The sequence below is a fragment of the Enterobacter sp. DC4 genome, from assembly GCF_000568095.1.
GTDB classification, from domain to species: domain Bacteria; phylum Pseudomonadota; class Gammaproteobacteria; order Enterobacterales; family Enterobacteriaceae; genus Enterobacter; species Enterobacter pseudoroggenkampii.
The window spans coordinates 126,675-145,396 of the sequence record NZ_AZUB01000004.1 but is presented as its reverse complement, the minus strand read 5'-3'; the positions used below and the strand labels follow the sequence as shown (position 1 = coordinate 145,396).

The window sequence follows — 18,722 nt, the reverse complement described above, 5'->3', positions numbered from 1 at the left end:
ATGGAACAAACCTGGCGTTGGTACGGGCCGAACGATCCGGTTTCTCTTGATGATGTGCGTCAGGCTGGCGCAACGGGTGTCGTCACGGCGCTGCATCATATTCCTAACGGTCAGGTCTGGCCGGTAGAGGAAATTCAACAGCGTCAGGCGCTGCTGGCGGAGAAGGGATTAACCTGGTCTGTGGTAGAAAGCATTCCGGTTCATGAAGATATCAAAACCCATTCAGGGGAGTACCAGACCTGGATTGCTAACTATCAGCAGAGCATTCGCAACCTGGCGACCTGCGGCATTGATACGGTCTGCTATAACTTCATGCCTATCCTCGACTGGACGCGAACCGACCTTGAATATCAGATGCCGGACGGCTCGAAAGCGCTGCGTTTCGATCAGATTGCCTTTGCGGCATTCGAGCTGCACATTCTGAAACGCCCTGGCGCCGAAGCGGATTACACCGCGGAAGAGCAGCAGCAGGCGCGCGCGTGGTTTAACGCTGCCAGTGACGCGGACATCGAAAAGCTGACCCGTAATATTATTGCGGGCCTGCCCGGGGCTGAAGAAGGGTATACGCTGGATCAGTTCCGCGCGCGCCTGGCGGAATACGGCGATATTGATAAGCAGCAGCTGCGTGAAAACATGGCGTATTTCCTGCGCGCTATCGTGCCGGTTGCGGAAGAAGTAGGGGTTCGCCTGGCCGTGCACCCGGACGATCCTCCGCGTCCAATCCTCGGCCTGCCGCGTATCGTGTCCACGATTGAAGATATGCAGTGGCTGAAAGAGACGGTAAACAGCATTTATAACGGCTTTACCATGTGTACCGGCTCCTACGGCGTGCGTGCGGATAACGACCTGGTGCGGATGATTGAAACCTTCGGCGATCGTATCCACTTCACGCATCTGCGCGCGACCTGCCGCGAAGAGAATCCAAAAACCTTCCACGAGGCGGCGCACCTGGGCGGCGATGTGAATATGGTGGCGGTGGTAGACGCCATTCTGGCGGAAGAGGCGCGTCGTAAGCAGGCGGGCGATGTGCGTCCTATCCCGTTCCGCCCGGATCACGGTCACCAGATGCTGGACGATCTGCGTAAGAAAACCAACCCGGGCTATTCGGCGATTGGCCGTCTTAAAGGCATGGCGGAAGTGCGCGGCGTTGAGCTGGCGCTGAAGATGACGAAGTATCCGGAGCTGCTGTAACCGGAATTGCCGGGTGGCGGCTTCGCCTTACCCGGCCTACAAAAACACAAAAACCGGCTTCAGGGCCGGTTTTTTTCGTGGGTCGGGTAAGCATAGCGCCACCCGACAAACGCCGCAATCAGTCAGCGCGACCCATATAGCGTTTTTCTTCGATATGGATGCGGATCTTCTCGCCAGCAGAGAGGTATTCCGGTACCTGCACAACCAGGCCGGTCGTCAGGGTAGCCGGTTTGTTGCGGGCACTGGCGGATGCGCCTTTGATGCCATGTGCCGTTTCAACGATTTCCAGATCGACGGTCTGAGGCAGTTCGAGCGCCAGCAGTACGCCGTCCCAGGTCAGAACCTGCATGTCAGGCATGCCGCCTTCAGGGATAAACAGCAGCTCTTCTTCAATTTGATCTTTGGTGAAGATGTACGGGGTGTAATCTTCTTTATCCATGAACACGTATTCGTTGCCGTCGATGTAGGAGAAATCAACATAGCGACGGGTCAGGGTCACGGTATCGACGATATCGTCACCTTTAAAGCGCTCTTCCACTTTCAGGCCGGTACGCACATCGGCGAAACGCATTTTGTACAGCGTTGCTGCACCACGGGCGCTCGGGGCCTGAATGTCGATATCTTTCACAATCAGCAGTTTGCCGTTGTAATTCAGCACCATACCTTTCTTAATTTCGTTCGCTCTTGGCATTGCAGTAATCCTGTTTACGGGAGGTAAAAAATATCGCGCCAAATTACTCGCGCGCGGCCTTTCAGGCAAGAGGAATTCGTGGCTTTTGCTATCAATACGCAAAAGGTGTTACTGTGCGCGCGATGCCCGACTCGCGGGCGATCGTCAGCGAAAGAGAGCATTTATGGATTGCCGTCCCGATTGTGGCGCGTGCTGTACTGCACCGTCCATTTCAAGCCCCATTCCAGGAATGCCCGAGGGCAAGCCTGCCAATACCCGCTGCGTTCAGCTCTCGGAAACGAACCTGTGCATGATCTTTGGCTCACCGTTGCGCCCGAAAGTCTGCTCCGGGCTTCAGCCCGCTGCCGAAATGTGCGGCAGCACGCGAGAGCAGGCGATGACGTACCTTCTTGAACTTGAAACGCTCACCGCGCCTTAAACGTCTTTAATTCTCGCCAGGCAGCCCATCGTCAGCGTACACATCACCAGCGCAATCCAGAACACCGTGTGATAGTTCCAGATTTCGGCCACGACACCGGCCATTGAGCCCGCGATAATCCAGCCCACGCGGGTGGTATTAGTATAAAGGGTGGTGGCTGAGCCTGCCTGACCCGGCATCAGATCCTGGAAATAGAGCATGCCTATCCCGGCGAGAATGCCAATAAAGATGGCGTTCAGCAGCTGTAACGCCAGCAACAGCCCCGGCGTATGTACCGTCAGCATACCGATATAAAACAGCAGACCGGCGACAGCGGCGATGCGCATTAAAAAACGCTTTCCGAAGCGCTTAGCGTAATAGCCCGCGATGAGCATCGTCGGGATCTCAAGCCCGGCCGCGGTGCCCATCATGATGCCCGCCAGCTTCTCCGACAGGTGCAGTTCATCAATAATAAACAGCGGCATATTGATGATATACAGGCTGTTGGTGCCCCACATCAGCGTGCAGATAACAAACAGGAGCAGGGCATCGCGGCGGTTACGGCGCGGCGCTTCCAGCACGCCCGTTGCCACTTTCGGCTCTTTGCGCATGGACGGCAGGAAGAACCACACCAGCGCGCCGCACGCCACAAACGCAACGGCCGCACTCAGGTACATCACCGTAAAGCCAAAACCCATCGCCAGCGCGTAGGCCAGCGGCGGGCCAATCACCCATGCCAGCGACACCTGAGCACGCAGGACAGAGCTGAACATCACCGCTTCACGGCCGGTATGGTCGGCGTGTTCGCGGGCAAGGGCGAACAGCTGCGGGTTTGCCGTCGAGCCAAAGCTGCTCAGAAATACCCCGACGAAGAGCAGAATGAAATAGTTGCGGTTCCATGCAAACAGAACGCAGGCCATGACCCCCAGCAGACAGCAGAAAACGATCAGGCTTTTACGATCGCCTTTTCTGTCGGATCGTCCCGCCAGAAACTGGCTGACCAGGATGCCGATGATGGCGCTTCCGGTAAAAAAGAAGCCTACCATCGCCGGACGGACGTGAACCTCATTTGTCAGGAATAAGCTCAATGTCGGCGTCTGTAACGCACCGGCAATGCCCGTGAAGAAGGCAACAACGAGGAATGCCGCAGAGGTCAAATCAAAGGGCTTCGGCGAGACCGCCGCAGGGGGGTTATGCATGTTTTATAATTAGCGAGTAGCAGAGAGGGGCGGAGTTTACGCCGTCAGCTAAAAAATAAACAGTGGGTGCGGTCAATGATGCCACGAAAAATCAAAATGGCATTTCAACTTACCTCTCACCCGGCTGACCTTAGCTGAAACTGGCTTGCTGAACTTCAGCAAAATTCAGCTGAACGAAGAAGAAATGTGCTGTATCTCTAAATTCTGAGATCGGAAATACGAGTTTACTTGCAAGACATTGCAGAAAGCGCAAGACTTTTTGAAACGTTTCAGCGCTATCTTGTTTTAACAAACGGAGCAGGCTAGCGCATTTTTTCTCATTAAAGCTGAAACGATTCAAGTTCAGCAGGAGTGGAGAACCATGTTCCAGTTATCTGTTCAGGATATCCACCCGGGCGCTCAGGCCGGGGATAAAGAAGAGGCTATTCGCCAGGTTGCCGCTGCGCTTGTGCAGGCGGGTAACGTCGCGGACGGCTATGTCAACGGCATGCTGGCGCGCGAGCAGCAGACCTCAACCTTCCTCGGCAATGGCATTGCCATTCCGCACGGCACAACCGATACCCGCGATCAGGTGTTGAAAACCGGCGTTAAGGTTTATCAGTTCCCGCAGGGCGTGCTCTGGGGCGACGGTCAGGTGGCCTATGTGGCTATCGGTATCGCGGCCAGCAGCGACGAACACCTGGGCCTGCTGCGTCAGCTGACGCATGTCCTGAGCGATGACGATGTGGCTGAACAGCTTAAGTCCGCAACCACAGCTGAAGAGCTGCGTGCGTTGCTGATGGGCGAAAAACAGAGCGAAGCGCTGAAACTGGATAATGAAACGCTGACGCTGGATGTGGTTGCCTCCGATCTGGTGACGCTGCAGGCGCTGAACGCGGGCCGTCTGAAAGAAGCCGGCGCGGCGGATGCCACGTTTGTGACGCGCGTGATTAACGATAAGCCGTTGAATCTGGGTCAGGGTATCTGGCTGAACGACAGTGCTGAAGGCAACCTGCGCAGCGCTATCGCCGTGAGCCGCGCGGCCAATGCGTTTGACGTAGAAGGCGAGCCTGCAGCCATGCTGGTGACCGTGGCGATGAATGATGAACAGCCGGTTTCCGTGCTGAAGCGTCTGGGCGATCTGCTGCTGAACAACAAAGCTGAAAAACTGCTGAACGCTGATGCCTCCACCGTGCTGGCACTGCTGACCAGTGATGATGCACCGACTGAAGACGTGCAGACCGCTGAGTTCGTGGTACGTAACGAGCACGGCCTGCATGCCCGTCCGGGCACCATGCTGGTGAATACCATTAAACAATTCGAGAGTGAGATCACCGTGGCGAACCTTGATGGCACGGGCAAACCGGCCAACGGCCGTAGTCTGATGAAAGTTGTCGCGCTGGGCGTGAAGAAAGGACACCGTCTGCGTTTCACCGCGCAGGGGGCTGATGCTGAACAGGCGCTGAAAGCGATTGGCGATGCCATCGCGGCGGGTCTGGGGGAGGGCGCATAATGAGCAGACGTGTTGCGACTATTACGCTGAACCCGGCTTATGACCTGGTAGGATTTTGCCCGGAAATTGAGCGCGGCGAAGTCAACCTCGTGCGTACCACTGGCCTGCATGCTGCGGGTAAAGGGATTAACGTCGCGAAAGTGCTCAAGGATCTCGGTATCGACGTCACCGTGGGTGGATTCCTCGGTAAAGATAACCAGGATGGTTTCCAGCAGCTGTTCAGCGAGCTGGGCATTGCCAACCGTTTTCAGATTGTTCAGGGCCGTACCCGCATCAACGTTAAGCTGACGGAGAAAGACGGTGAAGTGACTGACCTGAACTTCTCTGGCTTCGAAGTGACGCCGTCAGACTGGGAGCGTTTTGTTAACGATTCTCTGACCTGGCTCGGTCAGTTTGACATGGTCTGCGTCAGCGGCAGCCTGCCGTCCGGCGTGAGCCCGGAAGCGTTTACCGACTGGATGACGCGCCTGCGCAGCCAGTGCCCGTGCATCATTTTTGACAGCAGCCGCGATGCGCTGGTTGCGGGCCTGAAAGCCTCGCCGTGGCTGGTGAAGCCGAATCGCCGCGAGCTGGAGATCTGGGCGGGTCGTAAGCTGCCAGAATTAAAAGATGTGATTGACGCTGCCCATGCGCTGCGCGAGCAGGGTATCGCTCACGTGGTGATCTCGCTTGGTGCAGAAGGCGCGTTGTGGGTTAACGCGTCTGGCGAATGGATCGCCAAACCGCCGTCAATGGAAGTTGTGAGTACCGTTGGCGCAGGGGATTCCATGGTTGGCGGCCTGATTTATGGTCTGCTGATGCGTGAATCCAGTGAACATACTTTACGTCTTGCCACTGCCGTTGCTGCCCTGGCCGTCAGCCAGAGCAACGTCGGTATTACCGATCGTACCCAGTTAGCCGCGATGATGGCGCGCGTTGACTTAAAACCTTTTAACTAACAGCAGGAGAGGAATAATGAAAACGCTGCTGATCATTGACTCCGGTCTCGGACAGGCTCGCGCCTATATGGCGAAGACCTTGCTGGGCGCGGCGGCACAAAAAGCACATCTGGAGATTATCGATAATCCAGGCGATGCAGAACTGGCCATTGTACTGGGCGACAAAATCCCGGCTGACAGTGCGCTGAACGGCAAAAAAGTGTGGCTGGGTGATATTAATCGCGCGGTGGCACACCCGGAACTCTTCCTGAGCGAAGCGAAAGGTCATGCGTCTGTCTACAGCGCGCCTGTCGCAGCGGCACCGGTTGCGGCCACGGGTCCGAAACGCATTGTGGCGGTGACGGCCTGCCCGACAGGCGTGGCTCACACCTTTATGGCGGCTGAAGCCATTGAAACCGAAGCGAAAAAACGCGGCTGGTGGGTAAAAGTTGAAACGCGTGGCTCCGTCGGTGCCGGCAACGCTATCACCCCAGAAGAAGTGGCTGAGGCCGATCTGGTGATCGTGGCGGCGGATATCGAAGTGGACCTGGCGAAATTTGCCGGTAAGCCAATGTACCGTACGTCTACCGGCCTGGCGCTGAAAAAGACCGCGCAGGAGTTTGATAAAGCGCTGGTAGAAGCGAAGCCGTATCAGGCAACCGGCGCGCGTCAAACCGCGACAGAAGGTAAGAAAGAGTCTGCGGGCGCCTATCGCCATCTGTTGACCGGCGTGTCTTACATGCTGCCGATGGTGGTGGCGGGTGGTCTGTGTATCGCTCTCTCGTTCGCGTTTGGTATCACCGCGTTTAAAGAACAAGGGACGCTGGCGGCTGCGCTGATGCAGATCGGCGGTGGCTCAGCCTTCGCTCTGATGGTGCCGGTACTGGCGGGCTTTATCGCCTTCTCCATCGCTGACCGTCCTGGCCTGACGCCGGGCCTGATCGGCGGTATGCTGGCCGTGAGCACGGGTTCTGGCTTTATCGGCGGGATTATCGCGGGCTTCCTGGCCGGTTACGTCGCGAAGCTCATCAGCTCGAAGCTCAAGCTGCCGCAGAGTATGGAAGCGCTGAAACCGATTCTGATCATCCCGCTGATTTCCAGCCTGGTGGTCGGTCTGGCGATGATTTACCTGATTGGTAAGCCGGTTGCGGGCATCCTGGCGGGTCTGACCCACTGGCTGCAAACCATGGGTACCGCAAACGCGGTTCTGCTGGGTGCAATCCTCGGCGGCATGATGTGTACCGACATGGGTGGTCCGGTGAACAAAGCGGCTTACGCCTTTGGTGTTGGCCTGCTGAGTACCCAGACTTACGCACCAATGGCAGCCATCATGGCGGCAGGTATGGTGCCTCCTCTGGCGCTCGGCCTGGCGACGATTATTGCCCGTCGTAAGTTCGATAAAGCACAGCAGGAAGGCGGCAAAGCGGCGCTGGTGCTGGGTCTGTGCTTCATCACCGAAGGGGCGATTCCGTTCGCGGCCCGTGACCCAATGCGTGTACTGCCTTGCTGTATCGCGGGTGGCGCGGTAACGGGGGCAATCTCCATGGCGATTGGCGCGAAGCTGATGGCACCACACGGCGGTCTGTTCGTGCTGCTGATCCCTGGCGCTATCACGCCGGTGCTGGGCTACCTGCTGGCGATTGTTGCCGGTACGCTGGTGGCGGGTCTCTCTTACGCAGTGCTGAAACGTCCGGAAACGGAAGTCGTGGCAAAAGCAGCGTAAGCGATAAACAACAAAAAAGCCGGGTTGCATTACGCACCCGGCTTTTTTTATGCCGCCTGTTCAGCGGTTTGCTGTGCCTTCAGCCAGGCAATCTCTTCTGCCCAGATATCCGGATTAATGGTTTCCAGCACCATCGGAATACCGTCGAAGCGGGCGTCCTGCATAATGAAGCGGAACGCATCGTGGCCAATGTTGCCTTCGCCCAGGCTGTGGTGGCGGTCAACGCGGCTGCCGAACGCACTTTTTGCATCGTTTAAGTGCATGCCGCGCAGGTACTTAAAGCCCACAATGCGCTCGAACTCATCAAAGGTATTTTTCGTTGCCTCGATGGTGCGCAGGTCATAACCGGCGGCAAACGCGTGGCAGGTATCAATGCACACGCCAACGCGGGATTTATCCTCCACGCCGTCGATAATCGCCGCCAGATGTTCGAACCTGAAGCCGAGGTTGCTGCCCTGACCGGCGGTATTCTCAATCACCGCGGTGACGCCTTTGGTCTTGTCCAGGGTGATGTTGATGGACTCGGCAATGCGCGCCAGGCAGGCATCTTCGTCGATTTGCATCAGATGGCTACCCGGATGGAAGTTCAGCAGCGTCAGCCCGAGCTGTTCGCAGCGCTGTACTTCATCAAGAAACGCCTCGCGGGATTTTTCCAGCGCCTCTTCAACCGGGTGACCGAGGTTGATCAGGTAGCTGTCGTGGGGAAGGATTTGGCCTGGCCCGTAGTGGTACTTCTCACAGGCAGCCTTGAAATCATCAATCACTTCAGCGGTGAGCGCTGCGGCGCGCCACTGGCGCTGGTTTTTGGTGAACAGGGCGAAAGCGGTCGCCTCGATTTCGGCGGCGCGAATGGCGGCATTCGCAAGGCCACCTGCAGCGCTGACGTGCGCTCCAACATATTTCATATAAAAACTCCTGCTAACCCGAAACGCTTATGATAGCGGGTTAGCAGGAGAAGGACGAGATGGTTTATGCCATCAGGCTGTGCACCGCGAGGTTAATGGCACCGCCGCCGACAATCAGCCAGATGAAGAGCACCAGCGCCATCAGCAGCGGTTTCGCACCGGCTTTTTTCAGCGCGCTGACGTGTGTGGTCACCCCCAGCGCCGCCATGGCCATCGCCAGCAGTACCGTATCCAGCGTTACCAGCATATCGACAACGGCTTTAGGCAGCAGGTGGAAGGAGTTGAAAATCGCCACCACGATAAACAGGATCGCAAACCACGGAACGGTGATTTTGCTCTTCTGGTTACTGTCTGCCGGTGCCAGCTGCTTAACCCGAGCGGCCAGGAAAATCAGGAACGGGGCCAGCATCATCACGCGCAGCATTTTGGCAATCACCGCTGCGTTTTCGGCGTCCGGATTAATGGCGTGTCCTGCCGCGACCACCTGGGCCACTTCGTGCATGGTCGAACCGATATAGATGCCGTAGGTTTCCGGGCTAAACCAGTGGGCAACCAGCGGATACATGGCCGGGTAGAGGAAAATCGCCAGCGTACCGAAGATCACCACCGTCGCTACCGCCACGGTCACCTTGCTGGCTTCGGCTTTAACGACGGGCTCTGTTGCCAGCACCGCCGCGGCGCCACAGATACTGCTCCCCGCACCGATCAGCCAGCTGGTTTGCTTATCCAGGCCAAAGACTTTCTGGCCGATAAAGCAGGCCAGCAAAAAGGTGCTGGTCAGGGTCAGGACGTCGATGGCGATTCCGCTCACGCCCACATCCGCAATCTGCGAAAAGGTGAGACGGAAGCCGTAAAGAATGATCCCGAGACGCAGCAGGTGCTGTTTGGCAAAGATCACGCCGCCGTCGCAGGATTTCCAGATATGTGGGTAAACGGTGTTACCCACGACCATGCCGAGCAAAATGGCCAGCGTTAACGCGCTAAAACCTGCGCCTGCGATAGCCGGGATGCTGCCGCCCCATAATGCAACGGCGGTCACTGCTGCGCTAAGCGCGAGGCCCGGCACGAAGTGCCACACTGTACGATGATGTTGTAAGGTGATTTCTGACATAACCTTCTCCTTTGTCTGGCTAAAGGTTACGGCGCTCTGGCTTAAAAATAAAATTGATTATATACTTATAATCAATCTATATAAGTGGTAAGTAACCATGCACATTACATTGCGTCAGCTGGAAGTGTTTGCCGAGGTGCTGAAAAGCGGCTCGACGACCCAGGCGTCACAAATGCTGGCGCTCTCGCAGTCTGCGGTCAGCGCGGCGTTGACCGATCTTGAAGGACAACTGGGCGTTCAGCTTTTCGACAGGGTAGGGAAGCGTCTGGTGGTGAACGAGCACGGCCGTCTTCTTTATCCACGCGCGCTGGCGCTGCTGGAGCAGGCTATCGAAATCGAGCAGCTGTTCCGCGAAGACAACGGTGCGATCCGCGTCTATGCCAGCAGCACCATCGGGAACTACATCCTGCCGGAAGTGATTGCCCGCTACCGCCGGGATTTCCCGACTCTGCCGCTGGAGATGAGCGTGGGCAATAGCCAGGACGTCATCAACGCGGTGATCGATTTCCGCGTGGATATTGGTCTCATCGAAGGACCCTGCCATAACGTCGATATCATTGCCGAGCCCTGGCTGGAAGATGAGCTGGTGGTGTTTGCGTCCCCGGCCTCGTCGTTATTGCAGGGCGAGGTGACGCTGGAGCGCCTGGCGCAGGCGCAGTGGATCCTGCGCGAACAGGGCTCCGGCACGCGTGAAATTGTCGATTATCTGCTGCTTTCCCATCTGCCGCATTTCCAGTTAGGGATGGAGCTGGGGAACTCTGAGGCCATCAAGCACGCGGTGCGTCATGGCCTGGGGATCAGCTGTCTTTCCCGGCGCGTCATTGCCGAACAGCTTGAAACGGGGTCGCTGGTTGAAATCCCGGTTCCATTGCCGAAGCTGGTGCGTACGCTGTGGTGCATTCATCATCGTCAGAAACACCTTTCCAGCTCGCTGCAGCGTTTTCTGCGCTATTGCGAGATGTAATCTTCCCCTCATCCTGACCCTCTCCCCAAAGGGGAGAGGAAAAAATTATGCTTTACTTATAATCTTGGCCGAGTCATGAAGCTCTCTTATAACTGAGTATTTCTGCCGGAAGGAACGCGGATCGTCTGCTACAATCGCGCCTCATTTATTAAATGGACAGCATTTTCATATGGTTTCAGAAATTAAAACCACAGAAGCGCCCACGCTACGTCGTGAACTCAAGGCGCGTCACCTGACGATGATCGCCATTGGAGGCTCAATCGGTACAGGTCTTTTCGTTGCCTCTGGCGCAACGATTTCGGCAGCCGGCCCGGGTGGGGCACTTTTCTCTTATATCCTGATTGGCCTGATGGTGTACTTCCTGATGACCAGTCTCGGCGAACTGGCCGCGTACATGCCGGTATCCGGTTCGTTTTCGACCTACGGTCAAAAATACGTTGAAGAAGGCTTTGGCTTCGCGCTGGGCTGGAACTACTGGTACAACTGGGCGGTCACTATCGCCGTTGACCTTGTCGCCGCACAGCTGGTGATGAACTGGTGGTTCCCGGATACGCCGGGCTGGATCTGGAGCGCCCTGTTCCTGGCCGTCATCTTCCTGCTGAACTACATCTCCGTGCGCGGTTTCGGCGAAGCGGAATACTGGTTCTCTTTGATCAAAGTGGCAACCGTCATCATCTTTATCGTCGTCGGTGTGGCGATGATCGTTGGTATTTTCAAAGGCGCAGAACCTGCGGGCTGGAGTAACTGGACAACAGGCGATGCGCCGTTTGCCGGTGGACTGTCGGCGATGATTGGCGTGGCGATGATTGTCGGCTTCTCCTTCCAGGGGACCGAGCTGATTGGTATCGCTGCCGGTGAGTCAGAGAACCCTGAGAAAAATATTCCGCGCGCGGTTCGTCAGGTCTTCTGGCGTATCCTGCTGTTCTACGTGTTCGCGATCCTCATTATCAGCCTGATCATTCCGTACACCGATCCAAGCCTGCTGCGTAATGACGTTAAAGATATTAGCGTCAGTCCGTTCACGCTGGTCTTCCAGCACGCCGGTCTGCTTTCTGCTGCGGCAGTGATGAACGCCGTTATCCTGACCGCTGTGCTTTCAGCCGGTAACTCCGGGATGTACGCGTCCACCCGTATGCTCTACACGCTGGCATGCGACGGTAAAGCCCCGCGTATCTTCGCGAAGCTGTCCCGCGGCGGCGTTCCGCGTAACGCGCTGTACGCCACCACGGTGATTGCCGGTCTGTGCTTCCTGACCTCCATGTTTGGCAACCAGACGGTGTACCTGTGGCTGCTTAATACCTCCGGGATGACGGGCTTTATTGCCTGGCTGGGGATTGCCATTAGCCACTACCGTTTCCGCCGTGGCTTCGTCAAACAGGGTCACGATATTAACTCGCTGCCGTATCGCTCCGGCTTCTTCCCCCTGGGTCCCATTTTCGCCTTCATTCTGTGCCTGATCATTACGCTTGGACAGAACTATGAAGCGTTCCTGGCGGACACCATTGACTGGGGCGCCGTCACGGCAACCTACATTGGCATTCCGCTGTTCCTCGTCATCTGGTTTGGTTACAAGTTGACGAAAGGAACAAAATTCGTTCGCTACAGTGAAATGGAATTCCCGGAACGATTTAAACAATAACCGCACTTCCTCTCTATTAGCCCGCTCGTTTGAGCGGGCTTTTTTATTGCCGCATCCTGAAACAAAGATATATTTCTTAACAATTCAATTGATAATAATTATCGTTTGCTTTATCGTTATCAAAAATAAGCGTGCTACCGACCCACCGCAGATGTGGGCGGCAGGGAAGACGCTGTGAGCAATGATGATTTGATTGAGTTGTATTTACCTCATGGAGATATGGAATGTTTAGGTTGAATCCCTTCGTCAGGGGAGGACTTTGTGCGTCCGCAATGTCCCTGGCCCTGCCTGTTATCGCAGCGGAATCCGGCGACACAATGGTTGTCACGGCCTCCGCGACCGAGCAAAACCTGAAAGACGCACCGGCAAGCATCAGCGTGATTACCCAGGAAGATTTGCAGCGCAAACCCGTTCAGAACCTGAAAGATGTGTTACGGGATGTGCCGGGCGTTCAGCTCACGAGCGAAGGGGACAACCGTAAAGGGGTAAGTATCCGTGGACTGGACAGCAGCTACACGCTGATTCTGATCGACGGCAAGCGCGTCAATTCCCGTAACGCGGTGTTCCGCCATAATGATTTCGACCTCAACTGGGTGCCGGTTGACGCCATCGAACGAATTGAAGTGGTGCGCGGACCGATGTCTTCTCTTTACGGCTCCGATGCGCTGGGCGGCGTGGTAAACATTATCACCAAAAAAATCGGCCAGAAATGGACGGGCACCCTGAGCGCCGATTCCACAATTCAGGAACATCGCGACCGTGGCGACACGTATAACGGTCAGTTCTATACCAGCGGTCCGCTGGTGGACGGTCTGCTGGGGCTGAAAGCCTACGGTAGCCTCGCGAAGCGTGAGAAAGACGGTCAGCAGAAGTCCTCTACCACGGCGAGCGGTGAAACGCCGCGCATTGAAGGCTTTACCAGCCGCGATGCGAATGTGGAGTTCGCCTGGACGCCGTCTGAAAATCATGACTTTACGGCGGGCTACGGTTTCGATCGTCAGGATCGTGACTCGGATTCCCTCGACAAAAACCGCCTTGAGCGCCAGAACTACTCTCTTAGCCACAACGGCCGCTGGGGCGTCGGCAACAGCGAGCTGAAGGTCTACGGCGAAAAGGTGGATAACAAAAACCCGGGCAACAGCAATCCGATCACCTCCGAGAGCAATGCGGTGGACGGAAAATACGTGCTGCCGCTGGGCGAAATCAACCAGATGATGACCTTCGGCGGCGAATGGCGTCACGATAAGCTGAAGGATCCGGTCAACCTGACGGGCGGTTCCAGCAGCAGTACGTCGACAAGCCAGTATGCTCTATTCCTGGAGGATGAATGGCGTATTGTTGAACCTCTGGCGCTGACCACCGGTATCCGTATGGACGACCATGATACCTACGGCGACCACTGGAGCCCGCGAGCCTATCTGGTCTATAACGCGACCGACACCGTCACGGTGAAAGGGGGCTGGGCCACCGCGTTTAAAGCGCCATCGCTGCTGCAGCTCAGCCCGGACTGGATCACCGGTTCCTGCCGCGGCGCCTGCGAGATTGTTGGTAACCCGGATCTGAAGCCAGAAACCAGCGAGAGCTTCGAATTCGGGCTGTACTACAGCGGGGAAGAGGGCTGGTTAGAGGGCGTGCAGGCCAGCGTCACCACCTTCCAGAATAACGTCGATGACCGCATCAGCATCAGCCGTACGGCCAATGCGAAGCAGGCCCAGAGCTACCCTAACTACGTTGGCCTGAATGCTGACGGTGAACCGATTTTCCGCTACTACAACGTTAACAAGGCGCGCATCCGCGGGGTGGAGACCGAGCTGAAATTCCCGCTGGCGGAAGACTGGAAAGTGACGCTGAACTACACCTACAACGACGGTCGTGATATCAGCAACGGCGGCAACAAGCCGCTGTCCGATCTGCCGTTCCACACCGCCAACGGTACCGTTGACTGGAAGGCGACGCAGGACTGGTCGTTCTATGTTCAGGGCAACTACACCGGTGAAAAACGTGCGCTGACCAGCAGTGCTCCAACGCCGGGTGGCTATGTCATCTGGAATACCGGCGCCGCGTGGCAGGCGACGAAAAGCGTGAAGCTGCGTGCGGGCGTGCAGAACCTGCTGGACAAAGATCTGAGCCGCGACGATTACAGCTACACGGAAGATGGCCGTCGCTACTTTGTCGGCGTGGATTATAAGTTCTGATGTAACCTTTATGCCCGGTGGCGCTTCGCTTACCGGGCCTACAAAACCCACAAATGTAGGCCGGGTAAGGCGAAGCCGCCACCCGGCAATCGGCCGCACTTATCCGAACAAATGCTCCGCATGGAAGCGGAGATGATCCTCAATAAAGGACGCAATGAAGTAATAGCTGTGATCGTATCCCGGCTGAATGCGCAGCGTCAGCGGCCAGTCCTTCTGGCGCGCAGCTTCGGCAAACACCGCAGGCTGCAGCTGTCCGGCGAGGAACTGATCCGCATCACCCTGATCGATAAGCATCGGGATCGCTTTTGCTGAGCTGCTGGCCAGCATTAGCGCACAGCTGTCCCATTCCTGCCAATTCGCTTCATCTTCCCCCAGATAGTTCGCGAAGGCTTTCTGCCCCCAAGGCACCTGCGTTGGGTTCACAATGGGCGCAAATGCCGACACGCTGACGTATTTCCTCGGATTTTTCAGCGCCATGATGAGCGCCCCGTGTCCGCCCATTGAGTGGCCGCTGATGGCGCAGCGGTCGCTTACCGCAAACCCGGATTGAATCAGGGCGGGCAGCTCATCGCGAAGGTAATCATACATGTGGTAGTGGCGCGCCCAGGGCTGCTCGGTCGCATTGAGATAAAACCCGGCGCCTTTGCCCAGGTCGTATCCGGCATCGTCGGCCACATCATCGCCACGCGGGCTGGTGTCTGGCATCACCAGCGCAATGCCCAGCTCGGCGGCAATACGCTGCGCGCCCGCTTTGGTGGTGAAGTTTTCGTCGTTGCAGGTCAGACCTGACAGCCAGAACAGAACCGGCGGATTCTCCGTCGGGGGCAGGAAAATGCTGAACGTCATTGTACAGTTCAGGACGGTGGAGTCATGCCGCCAGCGCTGCTGTCGACCTTCAAAACAACGGTGCTCTTCGAGCAGTTCCATGCAGGGCTCCTTAATGAGAATACGTATTCATAAAAACCATAATACAGCCTTTTCATTGACCTGTGAGTAACTTTCACTTTCGCCAGAAGGCGATATGCTGCATCATAAATTTACTTTTCTTTAACATTTGGAGCGGTCATGGCGCTGCGTATTGCGCTCAGTGGGTTTGTCGTTCTGGTGGTGGCGATGGGGATAGGGCGCTTTGCCTTTACGCCCCAGGTGCCACTGATGATTGCTGCCGGACAGCTTACGCTGACCAGCGCGGGTCTGGTGGCGGCGATGAATTATCTGGGCTATCTGGTGGGCGCGTGGGATGCGATGCGTGCGCACCGCTTCGTTGAAACGCGCCTCTGGCTTGGCATCACCGGCGCGGTGGCGCTGACGCTGCTCTCCGCGGCGGCGGATAACGCCGTCGTGCACGGCCTGCTGCGTTTTGTCATCGGCTGCATGAGCGGCTGGTCGATGGTACTCATTGCCGCCTGGACTAACGAACGGCTGGGGCAGCTCGGTAAACCGGGCCTGAGCGCTGCGGTGTTTGCCGGACCGGGGGCGGGCATCGCCCTGAGCGGGCTGCTCGCCGTCTATATCCAGGCGAAATCCCTGTCGGCCGGGGCGGCATGGCAAATCTACGGCGTGCTGGCGCTGGTGCTGATTGCCCTGGTGGCGCGCTACCTGCCGCGATCCGGGCAGCTCCATCGACCCGGCACCGCGCCGGAGCCGCTGCTGCTGACGGCGGATTTAAAGCGCCTGGTCTGGAGCTACAGCCTGGCCGGGTTTGGCTATATCCTCCCGGCGACTTTCCTGTCGCAAATGGCGGCGGTGCGTTTTCCCGGCAGCCTGTTTGCTCAGTTTGTCTGGCCGATTTTTGGTCTCGCCGCCGTGGTGGGCATTGCGCTCAGTATTCTGTTACGCCATACCTCAACGGCTAACCGCAGGCTGGCTATCGTACTGTGGTTACAGGGGGCGGGCGTACTGGCGGCCTGGCTACTGCCGGGGATTGGCGGTTTGCTGACGGGCGGGCTGCTGGTGGGAGGCGGCTTTTTGTGTGCCGTGCAGCTCTCTCTTTTATACGGTCGCGAGCTGGCGCCAAACCACACGCGCTATATGGCCGGCCTGCTCACCACCGGGTATGCGATAGGGCAATTGATTGGCCCGATGACCTCGGCGTTATCAACCTGGCTTACCCACCGGCTGGAGCCCGCGCTGGGGCTGGCGGGTGTTGCGCTGTTCGTCGGGGGAGCCCTGGTCTGGAATCGTCACGCTGAAAGGCAACAGCAATTGCAATAATTATCGTCGTGAATACTGGATTATGTGCGCCGCCTCACGCACAATGAGCGCATACTTTTGCCACAACGAGGGCAAAAGACGCCACACCTGCAGGAGAACAAAATGTCATCACTCAGTAAAGAAGCTGCCCTGGTCCACGAAGCCCTGGTTGCGCGCGGTCTTGAAACGCCACTGCGTCCGCCCGTACAGGATTTGGACAATGAAACCCGCAAGCGTCTGATTGCCGGTCATATGACCGATATCATGGAGCTGCTGAATCTCGATCTGAGTGACGACAGTCTGATGGAGACGCCGCACCGCATCGCGAAAATGTACGTCGACGAAATTTTCTCGGGTCTGGATTACGCCAACTTCCCGAAAATCACCGTCATTGAAAACAAGATGAAAGTGGATGAGATGGTGACGGTCCGCGATATCACGCTGACCAGCACCTGCGAACACCATTTCGTGACCATCGACGGTAAAGCGACCGTGGCGTATATCCCCAAAGATACGGTGATTGGCCTGTCGAAGATCAACCGCATCGTGCAGTTCTTTGCTCAGCGTCCGCAGGTGCAGGAGCGCCTGACCCAGCAGATCCTGACCGCGCTGCAAACGCTGCTGGGCACCAATAACGTGGCCGTCTCTATCGACGCGGTTCACTACTGCGTGAAGGCGCGTGGCGTGCGCGATGCCACCAGTGCGACCACCACAACCTCGCTGGGCGGTCTGTTTAAATCGAGCCAGAATACCCGCCAGGAGTTCCTGCGCGCCGTACGTCACCACAACTAAGTCTTACAGGGCAGGGACCATGGAGCGAAACGTCACGCTCGATTTTGTTCGCGGCGTCGCCATTCTCGGTATCCTGCTGCTTAATATCACCGCCTTCGGTTTGCCGAAGGCGGCTTATCTCAATCCTGCATGGTATGGCGACATCACGCGCAGTGATGCCTGGACGTGGGCGATCCTCGATCTCTTCGCGCAGGTCAAATTCCTCACGCTCTTTGCCCTGCTGTTTGGCGCGGGTCTGCAACTGCTCCTCAAACGCGGTACGCGCTGGATCCAGTCGCGCCTGACGCTGCTGGTTATCCTCGGCTTTATTCACGGCCTGTTCTTCTGGGACGGCGATATTCTTCTCGCGTATGGGTTAGTCGGGCTCATCTGCTGGCGTCTGATTCGCGATGCGCACAGCGTTAAAAGCCTGTTTAACACCGGCGTGATGCTCTATGTCATGGGGCTTGCTGTACTGCTGCTGCTGGGGATGATCTCCGGGGAGGCGACTAACCGTGCCTGGATCCCGGATGCCGCTAACCTGCAGTACGAGCAGTTCTGGAAGCTGAAAGGCGGTACGGAAGCAATAAGCAACCGCGCGGATATGCTGGGGGACAACCTCCTTGCGCTGGGGGCGCAATACGGCTGGCAGCTGGCGGGCATGATGCTGATGGGCGCGTCACTGATGCGCACCGGCTGGCTGAAAGGCGAATTCAGCCTGCGTCACTATCGGCGAACGGGTGTGGGGCTGGTGCTGCTCGGCGTGCTGATTAACCTTCCTGCGGTCATTACGCAGTGGCACATCCACTGGGATTACCGCTGGTGCGCGTTCCTGCTCCAGGTGCCGCGCGAACTGAGCGCACCGTTCCAGACCATCGGCTACGCGGCGCTGATCTATGGCTTCTGGCCAACGCTTTCCCGCCTGTGGATCGTCAGCGCTATCGCCTGCGTGGGCCGTATGGCGTTGAGCAACTACATCCTGCAAACGCTTCTCTGCACCACGCTTTTCTATCGCTTTGGCCTGTTTGTGAAATTCGACCGCCTCGCGCTGCTGGCGTTTGTTATCCCGGTCTGGGTGGTTAACCTGGCGTTTTCTGTTCTCTGGCTACGTTATTTCCGCCAGGGACCGCTGGAGTGGGTGTGGCGTCAGTTAACCGCACATGCTTCAGGGGTATCATTGAAAAACACATCCAGATAACGATCTGGATCACAATCATTAACAAAACGGATGTAAGCGTTTTCATGAGTGTGAGCTTCTTCACGTAGTCCCCTTTCTCTCGCTGCCAAAATAGCCACCTTGCTAAACACAGGGGGGTGTCTGTGAGTTGCTGCAA

General features: G+C 57.0%; 16 protein-coding genes. 11 read left to right on the top strand and 5 right to left on the bottom strand.

The window, feature by feature from the left end; genetic code table 11:
- The gene (gene uxuA / locus P349_RS11370; RefSeq protein WP_032646571.1) at positions 1–1,191 is read left to right on the top strand and encodes a mannonate dehydratase; all 1,191 of its coding nucleotides are present in this window, start codon (positions 1–3) and stop codon (positions 1,189–1,191) included.
- A 118-nt stretch (positions 1,192–1,309) separates the two neighbouring features.
- Here the strand turns inward: uxuA and yeiP are convergent, their stop codons facing one another.
- Positions 1,310–1,882, bottom strand: a complete 573-nt coding sequence (yeiP, locus tag P349_RS11375) for an elongation factor P-like protein YeiP (RefSeq protein WP_032646570.1) — start codon at positions 1,880–1,882, stop codon at positions 1,310–1,312.
- Between the two features lie 163 nt (positions 1,883–2,045).
- Here yeiP and P349_RS0124435 point away from each other — a divergent pair, with 163 nt between their 5' ends.
- The gene (locus P349_RS0124435) at positions 2,046–2,300 is read left to right on the top strand and encodes a YkgJ family cysteine cluster protein (protein ID WP_032645293.1); all 255 of its coding nucleotides are present in this window, start codon (positions 2,046–2,048) and stop codon (positions 2,298–2,300) included.
- Here P349_RS0124435 and setB read toward each other — a convergent pair.
- Complete coding sequence (gene setB / locus P349_RS11380) at positions 2,297–3,478, bottom strand: sugar efflux transporter SetB (RefSeq protein ID WP_032646568.1); 1,182 nt, start codon at positions 3,476–3,478, stop codon at positions 2,297–2,299. The genes P349_RS0124435 and setB overlap by 4 nt on opposite strands.
- A 361-nt stretch (positions 3,479–3,839) precedes the next feature.
- Here setB and fruB point away from each other — a divergent pair, with 361 nt between their 5' ends.
- The 3 genes from fruB to fruA are packed head-to-tail and all read left to right on the top strand — an operon-like array spanning position 3,840 to position 7,610.
- Positions 3,840–4,970 carry a fused PTS fructose transporter subunit IIA/HPr protein gene (fruB, locus tag P349_RS11385; RefSeq protein WP_032646567.1) on the top strand — a complete coding sequence of 377 codons (1,131 nt, stop codon included), beginning with the start codon at positions 3,840–3,842 and terminating at the stop codon, positions 4,968–4,970.
- Positions 4,970–5,908 carry a 1-phosphofructokinase gene (fruK, locus tag P349_RS11390; protein WP_023312480.1) on the top strand — a complete coding sequence of 313 codons (939 nt, stop codon included), beginning with the start codon at positions 4,970–4,972 and terminating at the stop codon, positions 5,906–5,908. Before fruB ends, fruK begins: the two co-directional genes overlap by 1 nt.
- Positions 5,909–5,924: 16 nt before the next feature.
- The gene (fruA, locus tag P349_RS11395) at positions 5,925–7,610 is read left to right on the top strand and encodes a PTS fructose transporter subunit IIBC (RefSeq protein ID WP_032646566.1); all 1,686 of its coding nucleotides are present in this window, start codon (positions 5,925–5,927) and stop codon (positions 7,608–7,610) included.
- Positions 7,611–7,657: 47 nt separating this feature from the next.
- Here the strand turns inward: fruA and nfo are convergent, their stop codons facing one another.
- Positions 7,658–8,515: a deoxyribonuclease IV gene (gene nfo, locus P349_RS11400; protein ID WP_032646565.1), complete on the bottom strand. Its 858-nt coding sequence runs from the start codon at positions 8,513–8,515 to the stop codon at positions 7,658–7,660.
- A 64-nt stretch (positions 8,516–8,579) separates the two neighbouring features.
- Positions 8,580–9,626 (bottom strand): YeiH family protein, encoded by a 1,047-nt coding sequence (locus tag P349_RS11405; RefSeq protein WP_032646563.1) that lies wholly within the window; start codon positions 9,624–9,626, stop codon positions 8,580–8,582.
- A 97-nt stretch (positions 9,627–9,723) separates the two neighbouring features.
- On the opposite strand from P349_RS11405, the gene yieE reads away from it, so the two are divergent.
- The 3 genes from yieE (at position 9,724) to cirA (ending at position 14,424) form a co-directional block, all read left to right on the top strand.
- A complete protein-coding gene (gene yieE / locus P349_RS11410; RefSeq protein ID WP_024908171.1) occupies positions 9,724–10,590 on the top strand; it encodes a DNA-binding transcriptional regulator YeiE in 867 nt (288 codons plus the stop codon).
- A gap of 169 nt (positions 10,591–10,759) precedes the next feature.
- Positions 10,760–12,229, top strand: a complete 1,470-nt coding sequence (locus tag P349_RS11415) for an amino acid permease (RefSeq protein WP_024908170.1) — start codon at positions 10,760–10,762, stop codon at positions 12,227–12,229.
- A 224-nt stretch (positions 12,230–12,453) separates the two neighbouring features.
- Complete coding sequence (gene cirA, locus P349_RS11420; RefSeq protein WP_032646562.1) at positions 12,454–14,424, top strand: catecholate siderophore receptor CirA; 1,971 nt, start codon at positions 12,454–12,456, stop codon at positions 14,422–14,424.
- Between the two features lie 99 nt (positions 14,425–14,523).
- Here cirA and fghA read toward each other — a convergent pair whose 3' ends face one another.
- Positions 14,524–15,351 (bottom strand): S-formylglutathione hydrolase, encoded by an 828-nt coding sequence (gene fghA, locus P349_RS11425; protein WP_032646561.1) that lies wholly within the window; start codon positions 15,349–15,351, stop codon positions 14,524–14,526.
- Between the two features lie 138 nt (positions 15,352–15,489).
- Between fghA and P349_RS11430 the strand changes: the two genes are divergently transcribed.
- The 3 genes from P349_RS11430 to yeiB all read left to right on the top strand — a co-directional run bounded on the left by P349_RS11430 (position 15,490) and on the right by yeiB (position 18,586).
- Positions 15,490–16,638 carry a YbfB/YjiJ family MFS transporter gene (locus P349_RS11430; protein WP_024908167.1) on the top strand — a complete coding sequence of 383 codons (1,149 nt, stop codon included), beginning with the start codon at positions 15,490–15,492 and terminating at the stop codon, positions 16,636–16,638.
- Between the two features lie 102 nt (positions 16,639–16,740).
- Positions 16,741–17,409, top strand: a complete 669-nt coding sequence (gene folE / locus P349_RS11435; protein WP_008500927.1) for a GTP cyclohydrolase I FolE — start codon at positions 16,741–16,743, stop codon at positions 17,407–17,409.
- Positions 17,410–17,428: 19 nt separating this feature from the next.
- Entirely contained in the window at positions 17,429–18,586 is a 1,158-nt protein-coding gene (gene yeiB, locus P349_RS11440) for a DUF418 domain-containing protein YeiB (RefSeq protein WP_032646559.1), read from the top strand.
- Positions 18,587–18,722: the final 136 nt, after the last annotated feature.

Bases quoted from the DNA above. Each gene is read 5' to 3' on its own strand.
- uxuA (WP_032646571.1), top strand. From the start codon at position 1: ATGGAACAAACCTGGCGTTGGTACGGGCCGAACGATCCGGTTTCTCTT.
- nfo (WP_032646565.1), bottom strand. From the start codon at position 8,515: ATGAAATATGTTGGAGCGCACGTCAGCGCTGCAGGTGGCCTTGCGAAT.
- cirA (WP_032646562.1), top strand. From the start codon at position 12,454: ATGTTTAGGTTGAATCCCTTCGTCAGGGGAGGACTTTGTGCGTCCGCA.
- fruA (WP_032646566.1), top strand. From the start codon at position 5,925: ATGAAAACGCTGCTGATCATTGACTCCGGTCTCGGACAGGCTCGCGCC.
- yieE (WP_024908171.1), top strand. From the start codon at position 9,724: ATGCACATTACATTGCGTCAGCTGGAAGTGTTTGCCGAGGTGCTGAAA.
- folE (WP_008500927.1), top strand. From the start codon at position 16,741: ATGTCATCACTCAGTAAAGAAGCTGCCCTGGTCCACGAAGCCCTGGTT.
- P349_RS0124435 (WP_032645293.1), top strand. From the start codon at position 2,046: ATGGATTGCCGTCCCGATTGTGGCGCGTGCTGTACTGCACCGTCCATT.
- yeiP (WP_032646570.1), bottom strand. From the start codon at position 1,882: ATGCCAAGAGCGAACGAAATTAAGAAAGGTATGGTGCTGAATTACAAC.
- P349_RS11405 (WP_032646563.1), bottom strand. From the start codon at position 9,626: ATGTCAGAAATCACCTTACAACATCATCGTACAGTGTGGCACTTCGTG.
- yeiB (WP_032646559.1), top strand. From the start codon at position 17,429: ATGGAGCGAAACGTCACGCTCGATTTTGTTCGCGGCGTCGCCATTCTC.
- fruB (WP_032646567.1), top strand. From the start codon at position 3,840: ATGTTCCAGTTATCTGTTCAGGATATCCACCCGGGCGCTCAGGCCGGG.
- setB (WP_032646568.1), bottom strand. From the start codon at position 3,478: ATGCATAACCCCCCTGCGGCGGTCTCGCCGAAGCCCTTTGATTTGACC.
- P349_RS11430 (WP_024908167.1), top strand. From the start codon at position 15,490: ATGGCGCTGCGTATTGCGCTCAGTGGGTTTGTCGTTCTGGTGGTGGCG.
- fruK (WP_023312480.1), top strand. From the start codon at position 4,970: ATGAGCAGACGTGTTGCGACTATTACGCTGAACCCGGCTTATGACCTG.
- P349_RS11415 (WP_024908170.1), top strand. From the start codon at position 10,760: ATGGTTTCAGAAATTAAAACCACAGAAGCGCCCACGCTACGTCGTGAA.
- fghA (WP_032646561.1), bottom strand. From the start codon at position 15,351: ATGGAACTGCTCGAAGAGCACCGTTGTTTTGAAGGTCGACAGCAGCGC.